Annotated in this window: 16 protein-coding genes; 7 read left to right on the top strand and 9 right to left on the bottom strand. The window is 40.0% G+C overall.

Annotation, left to right across the window (positions count from 1 at the left end):
- Positions 1-3: 3 nt before the first annotated feature.
- The 4 genes from L1S31_RS12475 to L1S31_RS12460 form a co-directional block, all read right to left on the bottom strand.
- Positions 4-594 (bottom strand): hypothetical protein, encoded by a 591-nt coding sequence (locus tag L1S31_RS12475; protein WP_236465065.1) that lies wholly within the window; start codon positions 592-594, stop codon positions 4-6.
- Positions 595-606: 12 nt separating this feature from the next.
- Positions 607-1092: a 5-(carboxyamino)imidazole ribonucleotide mutase gene (gene purE / locus L1S31_RS12470; protein WP_236465064.1), complete on the bottom strand. Its 486-nt coding sequence runs from the start codon at positions 1090-1092 to the stop codon at positions 607-609.
- A 299-nt stretch (positions 1093-1391) separates the two neighbouring features.
- A complete protein-coding gene (locus L1S31_RS12465; protein ID WP_236465063.1) occupies positions 1392-2546 on the bottom strand; it encodes a 5-(carboxyamino)imidazole ribonucleotide synthase in 1155 nt (384 codons plus the stop codon).
- Between the two features lie 56 nt (positions 2547-2602).
- The gene (locus L1S31_RS12460) at positions 2603-3133 is read right to left on the bottom strand and encodes a HEAT-like fold family protein (protein ID WP_236465062.1); all 531 of its coding nucleotides are present in this window, start codon (positions 3131-3133) and stop codon (positions 2603-2605) included.
- A gap of 105 nt (positions 3134-3238) precedes the next feature.
- Here L1S31_RS12460 and hpt point away from each other — a divergent pair, with 105 nt between their 5' ends.
- From hpt to obgE, 4 genes are all read left to right on the top strand, one after another.
- Positions 3239-3769 (top strand): hypoxanthine phosphoribosyltransferase, encoded by a 531-nt coding sequence (hpt, locus tag L1S31_RS12455; RefSeq protein ID WP_236465061.1) that lies wholly within the window; start codon positions 3239-3241, stop codon positions 3767-3769.
- Positions 3770-3803: 34 nt separating this feature from the next.
- Positions 3804-4376 (top strand): adenylate kinase, encoded by a 573-nt coding sequence (locus L1S31_RS12450; protein ID WP_236465060.1) that lies wholly within the window; start codon positions 3804-3806, stop codon positions 4374-4376.
- Between the two features lie 108 nt (positions 4377-4484).
- The gene (locus tag L1S31_RS12445; RefSeq protein ID WP_236465136.1) at positions 4485-5711 is read left to right on the top strand and encodes a hemolysin family protein; all 1227 of its coding nucleotides are present in this window, start codon (positions 4485-4487) and stop codon (positions 5709-5711) included.
- Positions 5712-5715: 4 nt separating this feature from the next.
- Positions 5716-6750, top strand: coding sequence for a GTPase ObgE (gene obgE, locus L1S31_RS12440; protein WP_236465059.1), 1035 nt, complete (start codon positions 5716-5718; stop codon positions 6748-6750).
- Between the two features lie 40 nt (positions 6751-6790).
- Here the strand turns inward: obgE and L1S31_RS12435 are convergent, their stop codons facing one another.
- The 3 genes from L1S31_RS12435 to L1S31_RS12425 all read right to left on the bottom strand — a co-directional run bounded on the left by L1S31_RS12435 (position 6791) and on the right by L1S31_RS12425 (position 10044).
- Complete coding sequence (locus L1S31_RS12435; RefSeq protein ID WP_236465058.1) at positions 6791-7018, bottom strand: hypothetical protein; 228 nt, start codon at positions 7016-7018, stop codon at positions 6791-6793.
- Positions 7019-7301: 283 nt separating this feature from the next.
- Positions 7302-8324, bottom strand: coding sequence for a T9SS type A sorting domain-containing protein (locus L1S31_RS12430; protein ID WP_236465057.1), 1023 nt, complete (start codon positions 8322-8324; stop codon positions 7302-7304).
- A 163-nt stretch (positions 8325-8487) separates the two neighbouring features.
- Positions 8488-10044, bottom strand: a complete 1557-nt coding sequence (locus L1S31_RS12425; protein WP_236465056.1) for an FAD-dependent monooxygenase — start codon at positions 10042-10044, stop codon at positions 8488-8490.
- Positions 10045-10224: 180 nt separating this feature from the next.
- On the opposite strand from L1S31_RS12425, the gene L1S31_RS12420 reads away from it, so the two are divergent.
- On the top strand, positions 10225-12381 hold the full coding sequence (locus L1S31_RS12420) for a S46 family peptidase (RefSeq protein WP_236465055.1): 2157 nt from the start codon (positions 10225-10227) through the stop codon (positions 12379-12381).
- A gap of 97 nt (positions 12382-12478) precedes the next feature.
- Here L1S31_RS12420 and L1S31_RS12415 read toward each other — a convergent pair whose 3' ends face one another.
- On the bottom strand, positions 12479-13282 hold the full coding sequence (locus L1S31_RS12415) for a hypothetical protein (protein WP_236465054.1): 804 nt from the start codon (positions 13280-13282) through the stop codon (positions 12479-12481).
- 326 nt (positions 13283-13608) lie between these two features.
- Here L1S31_RS12415 and L1S31_RS12410 point away from each other — a divergent pair, with 326 nt between their 5' ends.
- Positions 13609-14307: a tetratricopeptide repeat protein gene (locus L1S31_RS12410; RefSeq protein ID WP_236465053.1), complete on the top strand. Its 699-nt coding sequence runs from the start codon at positions 13609-13611 to the stop codon at positions 14305-14307.
- The gene (locus L1S31_RS12405) at positions 14307-15659 is read left to right on the top strand and encodes a UDP-N-acetylmuramate--L-alanine ligase (RefSeq protein WP_236465052.1); all 1353 of its coding nucleotides are present in this window, start codon (positions 14307-14309) and stop codon (positions 15657-15659) included. Before L1S31_RS12410 ends, L1S31_RS12405 begins: the two co-directional genes overlap by 1 nt.
- Before the next feature lie 2 nt (positions 15660-15661).
- On the opposite strand, the gene L1S31_RS12400 is transcribed toward L1S31_RS12405, so the two are convergent.
- Positions 15662-17161 carry a T9SS type A sorting domain-containing protein gene (locus tag L1S31_RS12400; protein WP_236465051.1) on the bottom strand — a complete coding sequence of 500 codons (1500 nt, stop codon included), beginning with the start codon at positions 17159-17161 and terminating at the stop codon, positions 15662-15664.
- Positions 17162-17236 lie beyond the last annotated feature (75 nt).

Raw genomic sequence — 17236 nt, 5'->3', positions numbered from 1 at the left:
TATTTACATCTCTATTAATTTTTGTAATATTTCTTGTGGAATTGCGTCCCATTTAGTGCCCTCTGTACTGCCATCGCCAACAATTTCGGGTAAAACAATTTTCCACCCATTGTATTTCGGATTAAAAGCAGCATATACATAATTGACATATTTGGCAATAGCCTTAAAATTCTTTTTGTCAACAGTTACACTGTCTTTACCAAATCCGTATTCTAATCTTTCGATAAAATAATTAACATTGTCAGGGTCTTTATTCTCTTTAAAATCAAATATCCAATTGACTTTGTATGAGATTTTTACATATTTGATATTCGCTTTTTCAAGTGTTTTAGAAATCCTGTATATTTTTTCATCAATTGTCGTTATCGACTTCCGGGTTTCATGCATTGACATGAAAAGGGTTTTAGGGTATTCATCAAACTGCTCCTCATATAAAAATTTAAGTTCCTCCTCTTCATTATCGCTTTTAGATGCGTGTATGTAGTTATAGAACACAGCTTCAATTTCCTTATTCTGATCTTTTGGTTGGGAATAAGCAGCAATTGCCGTAAACAAATGCAAAAGCAGGATTATATTTCTAACAGTTGTTTTCACAGGAATACCTAATTATTTCTTCATTTCATCCGATGACTTGTTCACCGCGTCTTTCAGGGATTCCTTGTATACAATGATTTTGTCAAGTACCAGCCTGTCATGGCTTCCGATGATTTGCGCAGCCAATATGCCGGCATTTTTGGCACCGTTCAAAGCGACAGTCGCTACAGGAACGCCGCCAGGCATTTGTAATATGGACAAAACCGAATCCCAGCCATCGATGGAATTGCTCGATTTTACCGGTACACCGATTACGGGTAATGGCGACATGGAGGCAACCATTCCCGGTAAATGCGCAGCGCCGCCAGCACCGGCAATGATTACCGAAATGCCTCGGGTGTGTGCTTTTTTGCTGAAATCAAATAATTTTTCGGGAGTTCGGTGTGCCGAAACAATGTCGACTTCGGTTTCGATGTCAAAACTTTTCAGGATGTCAATGGCTTCCTGCATAACCGGCAGGTCGCTTTGGCTTCCCATGATGATGGCTACTTTGCTCATATTATTTTCTTTTAATAATCAAATGTTTGTAGTTTGTCAATATAACAACGATAAGGCAAATTAAATAATTAAGGATGAAATAGCCAACATTGGAGCCATGCAATAAATCAAGGCCATCACAATTGTCGGCGACAGCATATTGGTAATAATAATTTAAAGGAAATCCGATCCTCAAATTAGGAACAGTTTCGTTTAAATGGTTGCTGATAAAGGAAAATAAAAAGGACAGGAAGGAAACCACACAAAATAATATCATGGAGTTCAGGACAGCTTTTAATATTTTCTTTACCATCACTGATTTAATTTGAAATGACTTTTATTGTATTCTTTACTTCTTCGGCAATTTTGCGGGCTGTGTCCATATTCTCATTTACAATGGTTACGTGTCCCATTTTGCGGAAAGGACGTGTTTCCTTTTTGCCGTAAATGTGCGGCGTTACGCCATCAATCGCCATGATTTTTTCGATGTTTTGATAAATTACGTTTCCGGAATATCCTTCGGCGCCCACCAAATTTACCATAATTCCGACGACTTTGCTGGCAGTACTTCCCAAAGGCAAATCCAAAATGGCACGCAGATGGTTTTCGAACTGCGAGGTATAACTCGCTTCGATGCTGTAATGACCCGAATTGTGAGGCCTTGGTGCTACTTCGTTTACCAAAATCCCTTCGTCGTGCGTTTGGAACATTTCTACCGCGAGCAGACCAACGTGGTTGTAGGCTTCTGAAACCTGAAGTGCAATCTTATTGGCTTTTTTGGCGATGTTAAAATCGATGCGTGCCGGGCAGATTACATATTCCACCTGATTGGCTTCGGGATGGAATTCCATTTCGACCACAGGATAGGTTTTTACTTCACCTGAAGCAGAACGTGCAACAATTACCGCCAATTCATTTTTGAACGGAACCATTTGTTCGGCGATGCATTCCACATTGGGTAAATTCTCAATATCCGACATCGAGCGCACTACTTTTACGCCATTTCCGTCGTAGCCAAACTGGGCGCATTTCCATACAAAAGGCATTTCAATCATGCCGTTTTCCATTTCAGTCCTTAGTCCGTTTATGGATGGAAATCTTTTGAAAGCTGCAGTTGGAATTTGGTTCTGGACATAAAAGTCCTTTTGAACGCCTTTGTTCTGGATTAGCCTTAGCGTTTTTGGTGAAGGATAAACTTTGAGTCCTTCGGCTTCCAATTTCTCCAAGGCATCCAGATTGATGTTTTCAATTTCGATGGTCAGCAAATCGACTTTCTTGCCAAATTCGTAAACCGTATCATAATCCATCAAATCGCCAATAAAGAAATGCGTGGCGCCAAACTGGCACGGCGCATCCATGCTTGGGTCGAAAACATAGGTTTGAATATCAAATTTTCGGGTTTCGGCTAAAAGCATTTTGCCAAGCTGGCCGCCACCAAGGATTCCCAGTTTGAAATCGGAAGAGAAATAATTCATTATTTGTTGTTGTAGTTGTTGGCACAAAGATACTATTTCAAATCAAAAAAACAGCCTTATATTTTTCTTAAAACTTCCCTTGCGGCAGCTTTATATCCAGCGGACTGTTGCGCAAAATCCTTGTTGATGATAATGTGTAATTCGTCCTTAATCCATTCGTGCTGTTTTGAAAAATGCGACAGGGCGTACATGGCAAATACTTTGGGTGCTACCTTATCATCGCCAATCAATCGGTCCAAACTGATTTCGATAAATTTTTCCTGCTGCGTTTCGGTTAGCGCAATTTTTGGAGATTTGGCCAGGAAAAGTATCGTTCGTGAAATGCCTCTGATGGCGGATTCGTGTTTGTATTTTCCGGCAACATCAGCGATTGAATCTATAAAAGGGATTAGTAACTGAGGATGTGTTTCGGCAAGCATTTCTATAATCCAAACGGCTTTGTATTGATTTTTGTTGTTCAGGTCTGTTCCGAATGCAACCAATTCAGGAAGAAGCCCAGGATTTTGCAATACAAAATCGCGGATACCATTTCGGGTAGCGGTACCGGCGTTGCTTTTGCTGATTCGGTCAAAAAAAAACATATCCATTCGGTAAATATAAAAAATACATTTTATTTGAGATTTTCACTTACAAGGGCTAACTTCTAAGCTTCAAGTTCTTATCTTTGCACCTTATTTTAAAACCAAAACGACATGATACATCTTCACGACAAAACTTTCGAGCCGTTTATTTCTTCTGAAGAAATTGATTTTGCCATCAAGAATATGGCTAAGCAGATGGATGATGATTTTTTTGATGAAGTGCCGGTATTCATTGGCGTTTTGAATGGGGCATTCATGGTATTGTCTGATTTAATGAAACAATACCGGGGCATGTGTGAAGTGAGTTTTGTGAAAATGGCTTCGTATGAAGGAACGCAGTCCAGCAACAACATGAAACAATTGATCGGTTTGAACCAGGATTTGGAAGGAAGAACCGTTGTGGTTGTTGAAGACATTGTTGACACCGGGAATACGGTTGAGGAATTGAAAGCCATCTTCAAGGAAAAAAAGGTAAAGCATTTGAAAATCGCAACGCTTTTCTTCAAGCCCGAAGCGTATAAAAAAGATATTAAACTAGATTATATCGGTATCCGGATCCCAAACAAATTCATTGTTGGTTATGGTTTAGACTACGATGGATTGGGAAGGAATTTACCGGACATTTATCAGTTAGCCCAATAATTCAAAATTTATAATTCAAAATTTAAAATAACTAATGATTATCATCGTTCTTTTCGGAAAACCTGGCGCAGGTAAAGGTACACAAGCTGAATTTTTAAAAGAGAAATACAATCTGACCCATCTTTCAACCGGAGATATTTTCAGATACAACATCCAAAATAATACTGAATTGGGTAAACTGGCCAAATCCTACATGGATAAAGGCGATTTGGTTCCGGATGAGGTTACAATAAAAATGCTGGAAGGCGAAGTGGGTAAACATCCTTATTCTGCCGGTTTCCTTTTTGATGGTTTCCCAAGGACTATTGCGCAGGCTGAAGCTTTGGATGCATTTTTGGAATCGAAAAATGAAAGCATTACGGCAACTGTAGCTTTGGAAGCAGATGATAATATTTTGGTTGCCCGTTTGCTGGAAAGAGGAAAAACTTCGGGAAGGCCTGATGATCAGGACGAAGAAAAAATCAGGAACCGTTATGACGAATACAACCAAAAAACGGCACCTTTGATGGACTATTACAAAGCGCAGGGCAAATTCCATGCGGTTGACGGAATCGGGAGCATTGCTGAAGTAACGGAAAGGCTGACCAGCGTTTTCGACAAATTTTAAAAAACAATTTTTTGTTATCGGTTATCACAACTCATAACTCATAACTTATAACTCAAAATGGAAATACTTATAATCTTTTTTTTAATCCTAATAAATGGGGTTTTTTCGATGTCGGAGATTGCGCTGATTTCGGCGCGTAAAAACCGTCTGGAAACTGCAGCCAAAAAAGGGCACAATAATGCAAAAGTAGCATTGGATCTGGCCAATTCGCCAAATAAATTCCTTTCAACGGTTCAGATCGGGATTACGCTTATCGGAATTTTGACCGGTATTTATTCGGGTGAAAAAATCACCACCGATGTCCAAACTTTTGTTTCGGGTTTTGCAGTTTTAAAACCTTATGCCGATTCAATCGGTGTTGGGATTGTGGTAGTGGTATTGACATTCTTTTCGTTGGTTTTGGGTGAATTACTGCCTAAAAGAATAGGGTTGAATTATCCGGAAGCCATTGCCAAAGCAGTTGCTGTTCCGATGAAAATGGTTTCGATTGCTACGGCACCTTTTATCTGGCTGCTGACCATTTCCACCGAAGGAATACTGAAGTTATTCAACATCAAACCAACTGCCGACGGAAAAGTGACCGAAGAGGAAATCAAGGCGATTATCAAGGAAGGAACCGAAGTTGGTGAAGTCCAGGAAATAGAGCAGGATATTGTGGAACGTGTTTTCCATATTGGTGACCGAAAAATCAATTCGTTGATGACACACCGCCAGCATATAGTCTATCTTTCACTTGATGATAAAGTTGAGGATTTGAAAGAGAAAATGTTGGAGGAACTGCATTCGTTTTATCCGGTTTGCAAAGAAAACAATATGGATGATGTGGAAGGCGTGGTTTTGCTAAAGGATTTGTTTGCGAGTTTTGAAAAAGGGAAATTCAACTTAAAGTCGATTACCAAAACTCCGGTTTACCTTATTGAACATACTTCGGCTTACAAGGCATTGGAAAATTTCAAGAAATCAAAAGTGCATTATGCTTTTGTTACCGATGAATATGGTGTGTTTCAGGGAATCATTACACTGAATGACATCCTCGAAGCTTTGGTTGGCGATGCTGCCGATTTTGATGAAGATGAATACCAATTGATTGCCCGTGAAGACGGAACGTGGTTGGTTGATGGCTTGTATTCGCTGCATGATTTCCTGACGTATTTCGACATGGATGATCTTACCAACGATTATGAAGTGACTACCGTGAGTGGATTGATTATGACCGAAATGGGTAAAATTCCAACACAGGGAGAAAAACTGGTTTGGAACCGATTGGAACTTGAAGTCATTGACATGGATGGCGTGAAAATAGATAAAGTGCTGGTTAAGGCATTAAAAGAATAGGATTATGACAGAAGGCAATTTCGTAGACTACGTAAAAATATATGTTTCTTCCGGAAAGGGAGGAAAGGGTTCTTCGCATTTACACCGCGAGAAATTTATTGAAAAAGGTGGCCCTGATGGAGGTGATGGAGGTCGCGGTGGACACGTAATCCTAAAAGGGAATAAAAGCCTTTGGACGTTGTTTCATCTAAAATTTGCGCGTCACGTCAAAGCAGGCCATGGTGGTGACGGAGGAAGTTCAAGAAGTACGGGTCATGATGGTGAAGATAAGGTAATCGAAGTTCCGTTGGGAACAGTTGTCCGTGATAAGGAAACCGAAGAAGTCCTGTTTGAAATTACCGAACATGGTGAAGAAGTAATCTTGATAAAAGGCGGAAAAGGAGGATTAGGAAACTGGCACTTCAGAAGTTCTACCAACCAAACGCCGCGTTATGCACAGCCCGGAATGCCAGCTGAAGAGATGGATGTGATTTTGGAATTAAAAGTTCTTGCCGATGTAGGTTTGGTAGGTTTCCCAAATGCAGGAAAATCGACTTTGCTTTCGGTGCTCACTTCGGCTAAACCCAAAATTGCCGATTATCCGTTTACGACCTTAAAACCCAATCTGGGAATTGTGGCGTATCGTGAATTCAAATCGTTTGTAATGGCTGATATCCCCGGAATCATTGAAGGCGCAGCCGAAGGAAAAGGTCTGGGGCATTATTTCCTAAGGCATATTGAACGTAATTCGACCTTATTATTTTTGGTTCCTGCTGATGCCGATGATATCAAGAAAGAGTATGAAATCCTGTTGGATGAATTGCGTCGTTACAATCCTGAAATGTTAGACAAAGACCGACTGATTGTGGTTTCCAAAAGCGACATGCTCGATGAGGAACTAAAAGCCGAATTGGCTGCACAATTAGACAAGGAATTCAAAGGAATACCGTATATGTTCATTTCATCTGTGGCCAATCAAGGATTGACGGAACTAAAAGATAAACTTTGGGAAATGCTCAATGTAGACACCGAAGAGCCTGAAAACAGTCATGGTATATAAATAGTAAATCCCGCTTATGAGCGGGATTTTGTTTGAATTTTTATTTGTCCTCATCTTCTTGTCCAAAATAGGCAGCTCCCATCCATATAAGCCCAAAGCCTATTCCTCCACCGGCACCAAGCTGCAGCATGTCAAAGATAAAACCTATGACAGTTCCCAATAGCGCACAGACAAAAAAGACCAGTAATGCCTTTCTGAAAGCAGGTTTCTTTATTTCCTTCTGTATAAATCCTGAAATACGTTTTCCTACGGTTTGATTTGCTTCCATAACTATTTAATTTTGGGTTACTGTTTTGGCATAGGTCACATGCCACAATTTTATTCAAGATAAATATAATACTTTTTTTCAAGATAAATGTCTGATAAAAAGGAACTAATGAACAAAATTATGTTAATTATGCCCTAACGAGGGAGCATCAAGGCTTAGCCGAATTGGATAAAAGACTCTGGGAAATGCTCCATATTGATGCACAGCAGCCTTAAAACAGCCGTGGCATATAAAACAAAATCCCGCTTAAGAGCGGGATTTTTTTAATTGGAATTCAAAGAAATTATTCCTTGATTATTTTTCCGGTTTGTTTATAACCATCTTTTCCGTTTATCATATAAATGTAAATGCCGTTACTCAATTTTTCAAGGCTTAAAGAAGTGTTGATGCCGGTTTGGGTTAAAACCTGCTTTCCAGCCTCATCATATACCGCAATTGAATAATCGTTAAGCTTGCTGCCTTCAAAAGTTACTACTGTTTTTGTAGGGTTAGGCGATAAAATAATCCGGTCTTTTTGGACTTCAGATTTTCTTTCTGGCGCTTTTTGAATTTCCTTGACGCCAACTTTATTTTCCCCACTACCAGTGTCGCCGCAACCATTCGGGCAGTCATAAGGGACTATGGACAGGACGTGTGCGATTTTTTTGGAATAACAGTACATTAAACGATCATTACCGTTAAAACTAACGTTTATAACCGTTGAGGTTCCATCATCAAATACAACTGTAACCAAATAACAGCCTGGGCATTTTTTTGGATCTTTTACAGTTAGGATCAGGCAGTTCATATCACAACATTTTTTAATGTCGTATCCTAAACAGTTTTCGGTTCCCGGTGGACAAAATGCACAAGGGTCAATAGGGTTAACAGGACCAGGACCATCACCACTACACATGTTGATAGCTGCTTTCACCCTTAACCCATTACACTGGATACCCGAAATTGTAATCGGCCCTCCAAGGATGTTGGTTACAAACTCGGTAAGAAAGCCATTGGTATAAACTTCTGAGCCCGCTACCGGAAAATCATAATTGCCGTGAAAATTGGTTACGGTAAAATGTGGAGTGGTTTGACAGCCGCTTCCATCGGGGCTGTTGGAACAATCTTCCTGGATTTTGATCCGAATGGTGGCTTCCGGACCCGTGACACATCCTCTTGAAGAATAAACGGTTCCGTTTTTAATTTCCTGGACTACATTTCCTGTGGATTCGTCGATAATGGTTATCCACGTGTTACACGATTGTGCATTGACAAATTGGATGGACAATAAAAAAATTGCTACCATCAGTTTACTAAATAATCTCATAAAGATAAAGTTTTTAATTTTTGCTTACTTTCAGTCATTAGCCGCTGTTTCAGCTTCTTCCGGCCGTGGCATTTGAAAAATTAAAAACTAAACTGTGGTAGGGTAAATATAGGAAGATAATTACGGTTGATGAAATATATTCTGTTAAATAAATGGCTCAAATTTATTTTTTCTCTGAAAGTTTGATTTTATTGAGGAAGTTTCGGCATTCCTTAACATCATTTCCAATATAGGAAACATGGTTGTCAGGACGCAATAGGATATAAAACTCCGAATTGTTTCCAAAAACTGAAGCCGGAATTTCAGTAAAGGACTGAAAGCTCATGGTAATCCCAATTTCTCCAACAGGATTTTCAACAGGCTTGCTTCCGAAATAAAGCAATTTGAAAACCGGTTCGTTCAGGTAACTGAATATCGTCCTGCCATTTGCAAAAATGAAATAATGCATTCGGTCGCCGGCTTTTACTTTGCCAACGGAACTTTGTTGGGTCAGATAACTATCAGGATAGGCAATTCCAATCTGCGAAAGCAAAGGGAAAATTTTGCGTTTTACAAAATTGCTGGTCGAAAGCACTATCAGGAAAATAGGGAAGAAGGCAAGCCTTATAATATTCCAGAATGCATTCACGCCCGACATGACATCAAACATTCGGTCTGTGGTATTCAGCAATCGTTTGGCATTTTCGGTGCGTTCGGTATTGTAGGTTTCCAAAACGGTGTCATTCACTTCACCTCTTAGTGTGTAAGCCATTTTCCATGCCAGGTTATAGGCATCCTGGATTCCGGTATTCATTCCCTGTCCGCCGGCAGGCGTATGGATGTGTGCGGCATCACCGGCTATAAAGCAGTTGCCTTTCCTAAAAGAATCGGCTTTGCGGCTATGTACCTTATAAGTGGAAAACCATCGCAGTTCTTCAAAATCAACGGGCGTAATGATGCCTTTTTTTATATTCGGTTCAATTTCAGCGAACGAATATTCATGGCTGTCATCGGTATGTTCGGGAAGGACACCTATGATACGGTAATGCCCTGCACCTTCCATCGGGAAGAAGAGTACAAAGCCTTTCGGAATCAAATGCATGTACAACCTGTTTTTATTGATAACCGGACTTTGGAGGACAACATCCGCAACATAAAATAATTTGGATTCCGTACTGCCTTCAAATGTCAAGTCTAATTGATGCCGCACAACACTGCCTGCACCATCACAACCAACCAGATAATCGGCTTCTATTTTATGCTCGGTTCCGGTTTTGTCCTTATAGTAAACTGTTACTCCATTTTCATGCTGTTCAAAACGGCTAAGCTCAGAACCCCATTCAACCTGTTTTCGATTATTTGCTACAAACTCAGCCAAAAGTTTTTCGGTTTTGCTTTGTTCCAAGGAAAGCGCAAACGCAAAATCACTCAATCCTTTTCCCAAATCGGCCAAATCTACAGCGGCTTTTTGTTTGCCATTCCGGAACAAATTCATTCCGGTTGTCATCTGGCCTCTTCTAATTGCTTCCTCTACAATCCCCAATTCCTGGAAAATCTCAAGTGACCTTGCCTGCAGCACTATCGCTTTGGATAAATGAGTGGTTTTCTCATTTTTTTCAATAATGATGAAATCAATGTTATAGCGGATTAATTGGGCCGCCATACTCAACCCGGTTGGACCGGCACCGACAATTACGACCTGTGTTTTTGAGTTTTTCATTGCAGAAGAAATTACTTCCATAAAGATAAAGTTTTTTCTAAAAACGGCTGTTACATAACTTCCATCCGGAGTAATATGTTAAATTTCTTTTGTTGACATATCAAAAAAATTATATTCGCAACGATTTTAAAGGGTGTCATTGTAACAATTCCAAATAATGACAGACTACTAGCATTCAACCTAATAACTTATAACACAAAAATGAAGAAGATTATTTTATCCCTTATCGCCGGTATACTATTGATGCCAATGAGCATGAAAGCCGACGAAGGAATGTGGTTCCTAATGTTTATCGAACGTTTAAACCACCGCGATATGCAAAAAATGGGTTTACAACTTACCGCTGAGGAAATCTACAGCATCAACCACCACAGTTTGAAAGATGCCATCGTTCAGTTCAACGGAGGTTGTACCGCAGAAATCGTATCAAAAGAAGGTTTGGTCCTAACCAACCACCACTGCGGTTACGATGCGGTTGCCGAACTTTCATCTGCCAATGACAATATCCTGAAAAATGGTTTCTGGGCAAAAGATAAAGCCGCAGAAAAACATCCTGAAACCAGTTTGTTCGTGCGTTTCTTTGTGCGTATGGATGATGTTTCCAAAAGGATACTGTCAAAAGTAAATCCTTCGATGACCGAAGCTGAAAGAGAAAAAGCAATCGCCACTGAAATCGCGCTTATCGAAAAGGAAAACAGCGAAGGCGGAAAATATACGGTTAACGTAAGGCCGTTTTTCCAAGGAAATGAATACTACTATTTTGTATACCAGGATTACCGCGATGTGCGTTTGGTTGGAGTTCCTTCTGAAAGCATCGGAAAATTTGGTGGCGATACCGACAACTGGGTTTGGCCACGCCACACCGGAGATTTCTCTATGTTCCGTGTGTATGCTGATAAGGACGGAAATCCTGCTGCCTATTCTCCAAACAATGTTCCGTTGAAACCGAAACATTACCTGCCTGTAAATTTAAGCGGAGTTAAGGAAAATGACTTTGCGATGATTTTAGGATATCCGGGAAGAACCAACCGTTGGATGCCTGCAGGCGGAATCGAGCAAAACGTAAAGTTTGCTTATCCGGCATGGGTTGAAGGTGCAAAAACAGGAATGGACAATATGAAAAAATACATGGAGCAAAGCGAGGCGTTGAACCTGGTTTATGCTTCAAAATACGCTTCTACAGCCAACTACTGGAAAAACCGCCAGGGAATGATTGATGCTTTGAGCAAATTTGGCACAGCCAAAACCAAAGCAGTCCAGGAAGCCAAATTCAATGCCTGGGCAAACAAAGCCGAAAACAAAGCGAAATACGGAAATGTTGTAACCAATATCAATAAGTTCTACAGCATTACCAACGAAAAATCAAGACACGATAATTACCTGCAACAGTTATTCAGGACCAGTGCTTCGGGTAATATTGGAAGGACATTAGGAAGATCGCTGGATGTTTATACCAAAGCTGATGCGACGAAACGTGCGGCTATGAAAGCGGATGTCCTTGATGCAGCTGAGCAGTTTTTCAAGGATACGTACCTGCCTGCAGAAAAAGACATTCTAGCTGCACAACTCGATTTGTATGTGGCTAAGGCAAAAGGATATCCTTTGGCACCTTCAATCGTAAAATTGAATGGCGAGAATAAAGGTCAGGGATTCAAGAATTATGTGGATGCTGTGATGAACATGAGTATGTTCTCTTCGTTGGATAGGGTAAAGGCATTCGTAGAATACCCAAGCCAGGGAATGTTAGACAACGACCCGTTATATGTATTGTCCAATGATTTGTTCAACCATTTTACTTCTAAATCAGACGAAATAGCGAAAGCGCAAAACGATTACACAGCAGCTTTCCGTTTATTGGTGGAAGGTTTGAGGGAGTCAAAAATTGGCGACATCAAATATCCTGATGCCAATTCAACACTACGTCTGACTTACGGAAAGGTACGTTCGTTGCCTGCTGACAAAAAAAATGATGCCAAAATCAACAACTACACAACCCTTGACGGACAGGTGAAAAAATATAAAAAAGGCGACGAGGAATTCGATTTGCCGGTAAAGGTTTTGGAAATGGCAAAAAACAAGGACTACGGACGATTTGCTGACAAGGACGGTTCGCTTCACGTGAATTTCCTAACTGATAACGACATTACAGGTGGAAACTCGGGTTCACCGGTACTGAACGGAAAAGGGGAACTAATCGGAGTGGCTTTCGACGGAAACATCGAAGCGATGGCTGGTGACGTAATCTTTGACAAAAAACTGCAAAGAACCATCAACGTTGATATCCGCTACGTGCTTTGGATTATCGAGAATTTATCGGGAGCCAAAAACATCGTAGACGAAATGACATTGGTAAAATAGTGATTATTTAAGGTTAATGAAATCCGTCCTGATGTATGTTGGGACGGATTTTTTTGTTTTAGGGTAAAGATAAATGAAATATTACTTTAAATCGCTGTTAGTAGCAGTCGCTGATTTCAATTTTTGGATTTAAAATATGTCTTCTGTCTGGATTGTTTCCGGTTTCCTTAAACAAGATATCCTTAACCTGATTTTCTATCAACGCTTCTTTCAATCTTGGAGAAATATAAGTTCTGCTTGAGAATAAAGGCAAAGAAAAAAGATCCAGTTCTTTATCAAAATTCTCTTTGAACACAATTTTTTCAGCCCGCCAACTAATAGCATACAAATCTTTTTCTCTAATCATTTTGTTGATGATTGAAGTCTCACCTAAATGAGTTTTATACAATTCATTTATTTCGGATGTAATTATTTTATTTGATTCTTTTATAGAATAAATGTCTGATATAGAATTTATTTTTAAATCAATTATATTTTCATTTCGTGAAAAACCTATTTCGCTTTTCGAAAAATCTATATAGTCATAATAGTTGGAAATATTATCAGCGTTATGATTAAACCAGTGATATTCGTATCTCACTAATTTGCTGTTAAAAAGAGTTTTTTCTTTTCTGTAAACTTCAACGGGAACAAAATCATGAATAGGTAGGTTATATTTTTCTAATATATTTTTAACCTTATCATTTATTATAAAATCATAAACTGAATGAACAAAATCATTGACTGAATTAAATTCTTTCTCTTTATATAACTTAATCCAAATCGGAGGTTTCTCAGCTGGGAAGTCATTGTGAGTATCGATAAAATCTCTGTAATTGTGAATATTATATGAGAAATCATAACATTCTTTCATCATTTCCCCTGCTGAAGAATCATTTACAATTAGAGTTTCGTATTTCATGATTGAGTTGGTTTTCGATTACCGCTAACTTAGTTACACGCTAATATATAAAATAATCCCCAATAATAAGAAAACCCCACATTACGGTGGCTTCGGCACCTGGTATTTCTGGACCATTCCAATGTAAATTTTAACATTTCTGTGTCAAATTTGTTCGCAAAAATAATTTTGACACACTTTTTGTGGCAAACTTTAAAAAAAAAGATATTTTGACACAGAAATGTTAAAATTTTTCAATCAGAACTTTGGCTCACTACTCTTTTTCCTGCGGGGATATTTCAAAATCCCAATAATAAAACTACATTTGCTTTATAGAAGGTGACCCAATGACAAAATTCTTCCTCATTCTTTTAGCACTGCCAATAATGGCTTTCTCCCAAACCAGTTTCGAGAAAGCGGAAAAGCTGTTCAGTCAGGGGAATTACTATGCAGCAAAGCCAATCTTCGAAAACATAATCGTTGAGAATCCCAAAAACCTTAAAGCCTTAGAATATCTAGGCGACATCGAAGGCTACAGTAAATCCTGGGACAAGGCAATGTCCTATTACAGCAGGCTAAAAACCCTCAATCCAGCTAACGCCAATTACCATTATAAGTATGGTGGCTGCCTCGGCATGAAGGCCAAAGACTCCAATAAGTTAAAGGCACTCGGAATGATAGGCGACATCAAAGCTTCTTTTGAAAAAGCAATCCAGCTCAATCCAAAACACATCGAAGCACGTTGGGCGTTAATAGAATTATACCTCCAGTTACCCGGAATCGTTGGCGGAAGCGAACGCAAAGCCGAAAGGTATGCCAACGAACTGCTCAGGATTTCTCCTGTCGACGGTTATCTTGCCAAAGGCCATATTGCTGAATATTTCAAAAGGTATAAGGATGCCGAAAAGCAGTACAGCAACGCCATTGCCGTTAGTGGCTCTAAAACTACCTATCAAAAACTGGCTGATTTATATAAAAATAAAATGAACCAGCCTGAAAAAGCCCGAACCGTATTAGAAAATTATCAAGAAAGAAATAAATCATAATGAGGACTCATTTCATTGCCATTGGTGGCGCAGCCATGCACAACTTAGCTTTGGCATTACACAATAAAGGATATCAGGTCACCGGAAGCGATGACGCCATATTCGAACCTTCAAAATCACGATTGGAAAAGAAAGGATTACTGCCCGTAGAATTTGGCTGGTTTCCCGAAAAAATCACTTCAGATATCGAAGCCATCATCCTCGGAATGCACGCCAAAGCAGACAATCCCGAGTTGCTGAAGGCACAGGAATTGGGTTTGAAAATCTATTCCTATCCCGAATTCCTATACGAACAATCCAAAAACAAAACCCGCGTGGTTATTGGTGGTTCACACGGAAAAACCACAATTACTTCAATGATACTGCACGTGATGCATTACCACAACATCGAAGTGGATTATATGGTGGGTGCCCAATTGGAAGGCTTTGACACGATGGTACATCTAACACACGAAAATGACTTCATTGTTTTGGAAGGCGATGAATACCTTTCGTCACCCATTGACAGAAGACCGAAGTTTCATTTATACCAACCTAATATTGCCTTGCTTTCCGGGATTGCGTGGGACCATATCAATGTGTTTCCGACCTTTGAAAATTATGTGGAGCAGTTTGAAATCTTTGTAAACCAAATCACCAAAGGCGGTATTTTGGTGTATAACGAAGAGGACGAAACCGTTAAGAAAGTAGCCGAAGAAACCACCAATACCATTCGTAGGCTTCCTTATAAAACACCAAGTTACAGCGTTGAAGACGGAACAACCTTACTCGATACTCCCGAAGGTCCAATGCCAATTGAAGTTTTTGGTGCACACAACCTGAACAATCTGGCCGGAGCCAAATGGATCTGCCAAAACATGGGTGTCGACGAAGCCGATTTCTATGAAGCCATTGCCAGTTTCAAAGGTGCCAGCAAACGTTTGGAGAAAATAGCCGAAGGAAAAGGAAAAGTCGCGTACAAGGATTTTGCGCATTCGCCAAGTAAGGTTTCCGCAACGACTAAGGCTGTAAAATCGCAATATCCCGATAGGAAATTGGTCGCCTGCCTCGAACTGCATACCTACAGCAGCCTCAATCCCGAATTCCTAAAAGAATACGAAGGAGCACTCAATGCTGCCGATGTTGCTGTGGTGTTCTATTCGCCTGATGCGGTTAAGATCAAGCAGCTTGAGGAAATAACCTATGAACAGATTGCAGCGTCATTCAAACGCGATGATTTGATTATCTATACCAATCCGGCAGAATTCAAGGATTTCCTGTTTAATTATGATTTGAACAATTCAGCTTTGCTGTTGATGAGTTCGGGTAATTACGGCGGATTGAATTTTGACGAAGTTAAACAGTTAATGTAATCTTATCGTTTTATAACCAATTGCTGCTGGTTGATTTTATCCTCAGTGGTTTTGGTCTCAATGATATAAATGCCTTCCTGCAAATTGGAAACATCCATTTGCCCGAAGGTATTTTTTTGTTTGGCCACAAGTTTTCCATCTAAAGAAAAGATGGACGCCTCAGCAATGTCTTCCGTAAAATTGATGGTCTGTGCAACAGGATTGGGGTAGAAACCAACAGTGTTGCTTTCCAATTCCGTAAGTCCCAATTCGTTTCCGGTAAAGATACGGGCTATCATAAAATTATTACCTCCAGAATAACCGCTAATCAAAATCTGCCCTGTTGATTGAAGTTTGGTATCATACACCACCGGGCCATTGCCGTTTGGGGGTAAAAAATTTGCTTTTCCATCGCCGCTAAAACTCGTATCTAAATCACCGCCTGTTGTCAATCGTATGGCAAAGATGGATGTGCCGCTTCCATTACCGTTATAGTAAGACCCAGCCAAAATGATTTTTCCATCAGGCTGAATGGCAACTCCTTTCGGGAAGTCACTCGTATTGTTCATCGTGGTGCTGAATTTACCGTCACCACTAAAAGTAGTATCCAATTCGCCTGCGGTCGTCAATCGTATCGCACCAATGATTTGGTGGGAACCAATATAACAATCCGACAATACCACAATTTTACCATCAGCCTGTAAAGCCATATCCTGCACCGTATCATTGCCATAGCTGCTGGCTACTTTGGTAGTCATGATTCCGTCTCCGTTAAAGGTGTTGTCAAGGTCTCCTGTGCTGGTCAGCCTTACAACCGCAAACGAACAAACAGGACCTGGATAGGAATACCCACAGACTAAGATTTTGCCATCAGGTTGTATCAAAACACTTTTGGCATAATCGGAACCAAGGATGTTTAACGTCAGTTTTCCATTGTTACCAAAGTTGTTATCGAACGTACCATCGGGATTGATGCGTGCCATAGCAAAATCGGTGGCGCCCGAACTTCCGGTATGGCCGGCAACAACAATTTTCCCATCAGTTTGCAACGCCACAGAGTAACAATAATTTTTTTCTTGCGCGTTATAATCAAAAGTCAGGCTTCCGGTTCCATTAAAAGTAGTATCTAATGAACCATCGGCATTCAGCCTGGCAATGGTAGTATGGTATTCTCCACCAACAAGGTAGGTACAGCCTGCAAGGATAATCTTTCCATCAGGTTGTATTGCAATATCGTAGGCTCCTGCATTAAGGCCTTCAAAAGTCACATACGCTTTTCCGTCAGTATCAAAAGAGGTATCCAAAACTCCGTTTGGCGATAGTTTGATACAGCTAAAATGGTCATGCCCTCCAATCATGATGATGGAATTATCCGGCAAAATGGCCATGCCATCACCGGTATCCAATTCTTCATCATCACTGATGAAAAAACCGGCAACCCCAAAGTTAGGATCAAGTTCACCAGCCTGTGGCATTGCTTTATTGATGATAAATAAGAATAAAAGGAAGTATATCTTTCTCATAGTGAGTTTTTTGGCAAATGTAATCAAAAATGCTGCTGATGGAAATTACTTTGCAAATATGAACAAAAAGTAGAC

It is taken from the genome of Flavobacterium wongokense (assembly GCF_021608265.1).
GTDB classification, from domain to species: Bacteria; Bacteroidota; Bacteroidia; order Flavobacteriales; family Flavobacteriaceae; genus Flavobacterium; species Flavobacterium wongokense.
This window is presented reverse-complemented; position numbering and strand designations above follow the sequence as displayed.

Coding starts and splice junctions, on each gene's coding strand:
- purE (WP_236465064.1), bottom strand. CDS start 1,092: ATGAGCAAAGTAGCCATCATCATGGGAAGCCAAAGCGACCTGCCGGTT.
- L1S31_RS12465 (WP_236465063.1), bottom strand. CDS start 2,546: ATGAATTATTTCTCTTCCGATTTCAAACTGGGAATCCTTGGTGGCGGC.
- L1S31_RS12460 (WP_236465062.1), bottom strand. CDS start 3,133: ATGGATATGTTTTTTTTTGACCGAATCAGCAAAAGCAACGCCGGTACC.
- hpt (WP_236465061.1), top strand. CDS start 3,239: ATGATACATCTTCACGACAAAACTTTCGAGCCGTTTATTTCTTCTGAA.
- L1S31_RS12450 (WP_236465060.1), top strand. CDS start 3,804: ATGATTATCATCGTTCTTTTCGGAAAACCTGGCGCAGGTAAAGGTACA.
- L1S31_RS12445 (WP_236465136.1), top strand. CDS start 4,485: ATGTCGGAGATTGCGCTGATTTCGGCGCGTAAAAACCGTCTGGAAACT.
- obgE (WP_236465059.1), top strand. CDS start 5,716: ATGACAGAAGGCAATTTCGTAGACTACGTAAAAATATATGTTTCTTCC.
- L1S31_RS12435 (WP_236465058.1), bottom strand. CDS start 7,018: ATGGAAGCAAATCAAACCGTAGGAAAACGTATTTCAGGATTTATACAG.
- L1S31_RS12430 (WP_236465057.1), bottom strand. CDS start 8,324: ATGAGATTATTTAGTAAACTGATGGTAGCAATTTTTTTATTGTCCATC.
- L1S31_RS12425 (WP_236465056.1), bottom strand. CDS start 10,044: ATGGAAGTAATTTCTTCTGCAATGAAAAACTCAAAAACACAGGTCGTA.
- L1S31_RS12420 (WP_236465055.1), top strand. CDS start 10,225: ATGAAGAAGATTATTTTATCCCTTATCGCCGGTATACTATTGATGCCA.
- L1S31_RS12415 (WP_236465054.1), bottom strand. CDS start 13,282: ATGAAATACGAAACTCTAATTGTAAATGATTCTTCAGCAGGGGAAATG.
- L1S31_RS12410 (WP_236465053.1), top strand. CDS start 13,609: ATGACAAAATTCTTCCTCATTCTTTTAGCACTGCCAATAATGGCTTTC.
- L1S31_RS12405 (WP_236465052.1), top strand. CDS start 14,307: ATGAGGACTCATTTCATTGCCATTGGTGGCGCAGCCATGCACAACTTA.
- L1S31_RS12400 (WP_236465051.1), bottom strand. CDS start 17,161: ATGAGAAAGATATACTTCCTTTTATTCTTATTTATCATCAATAAAGCA.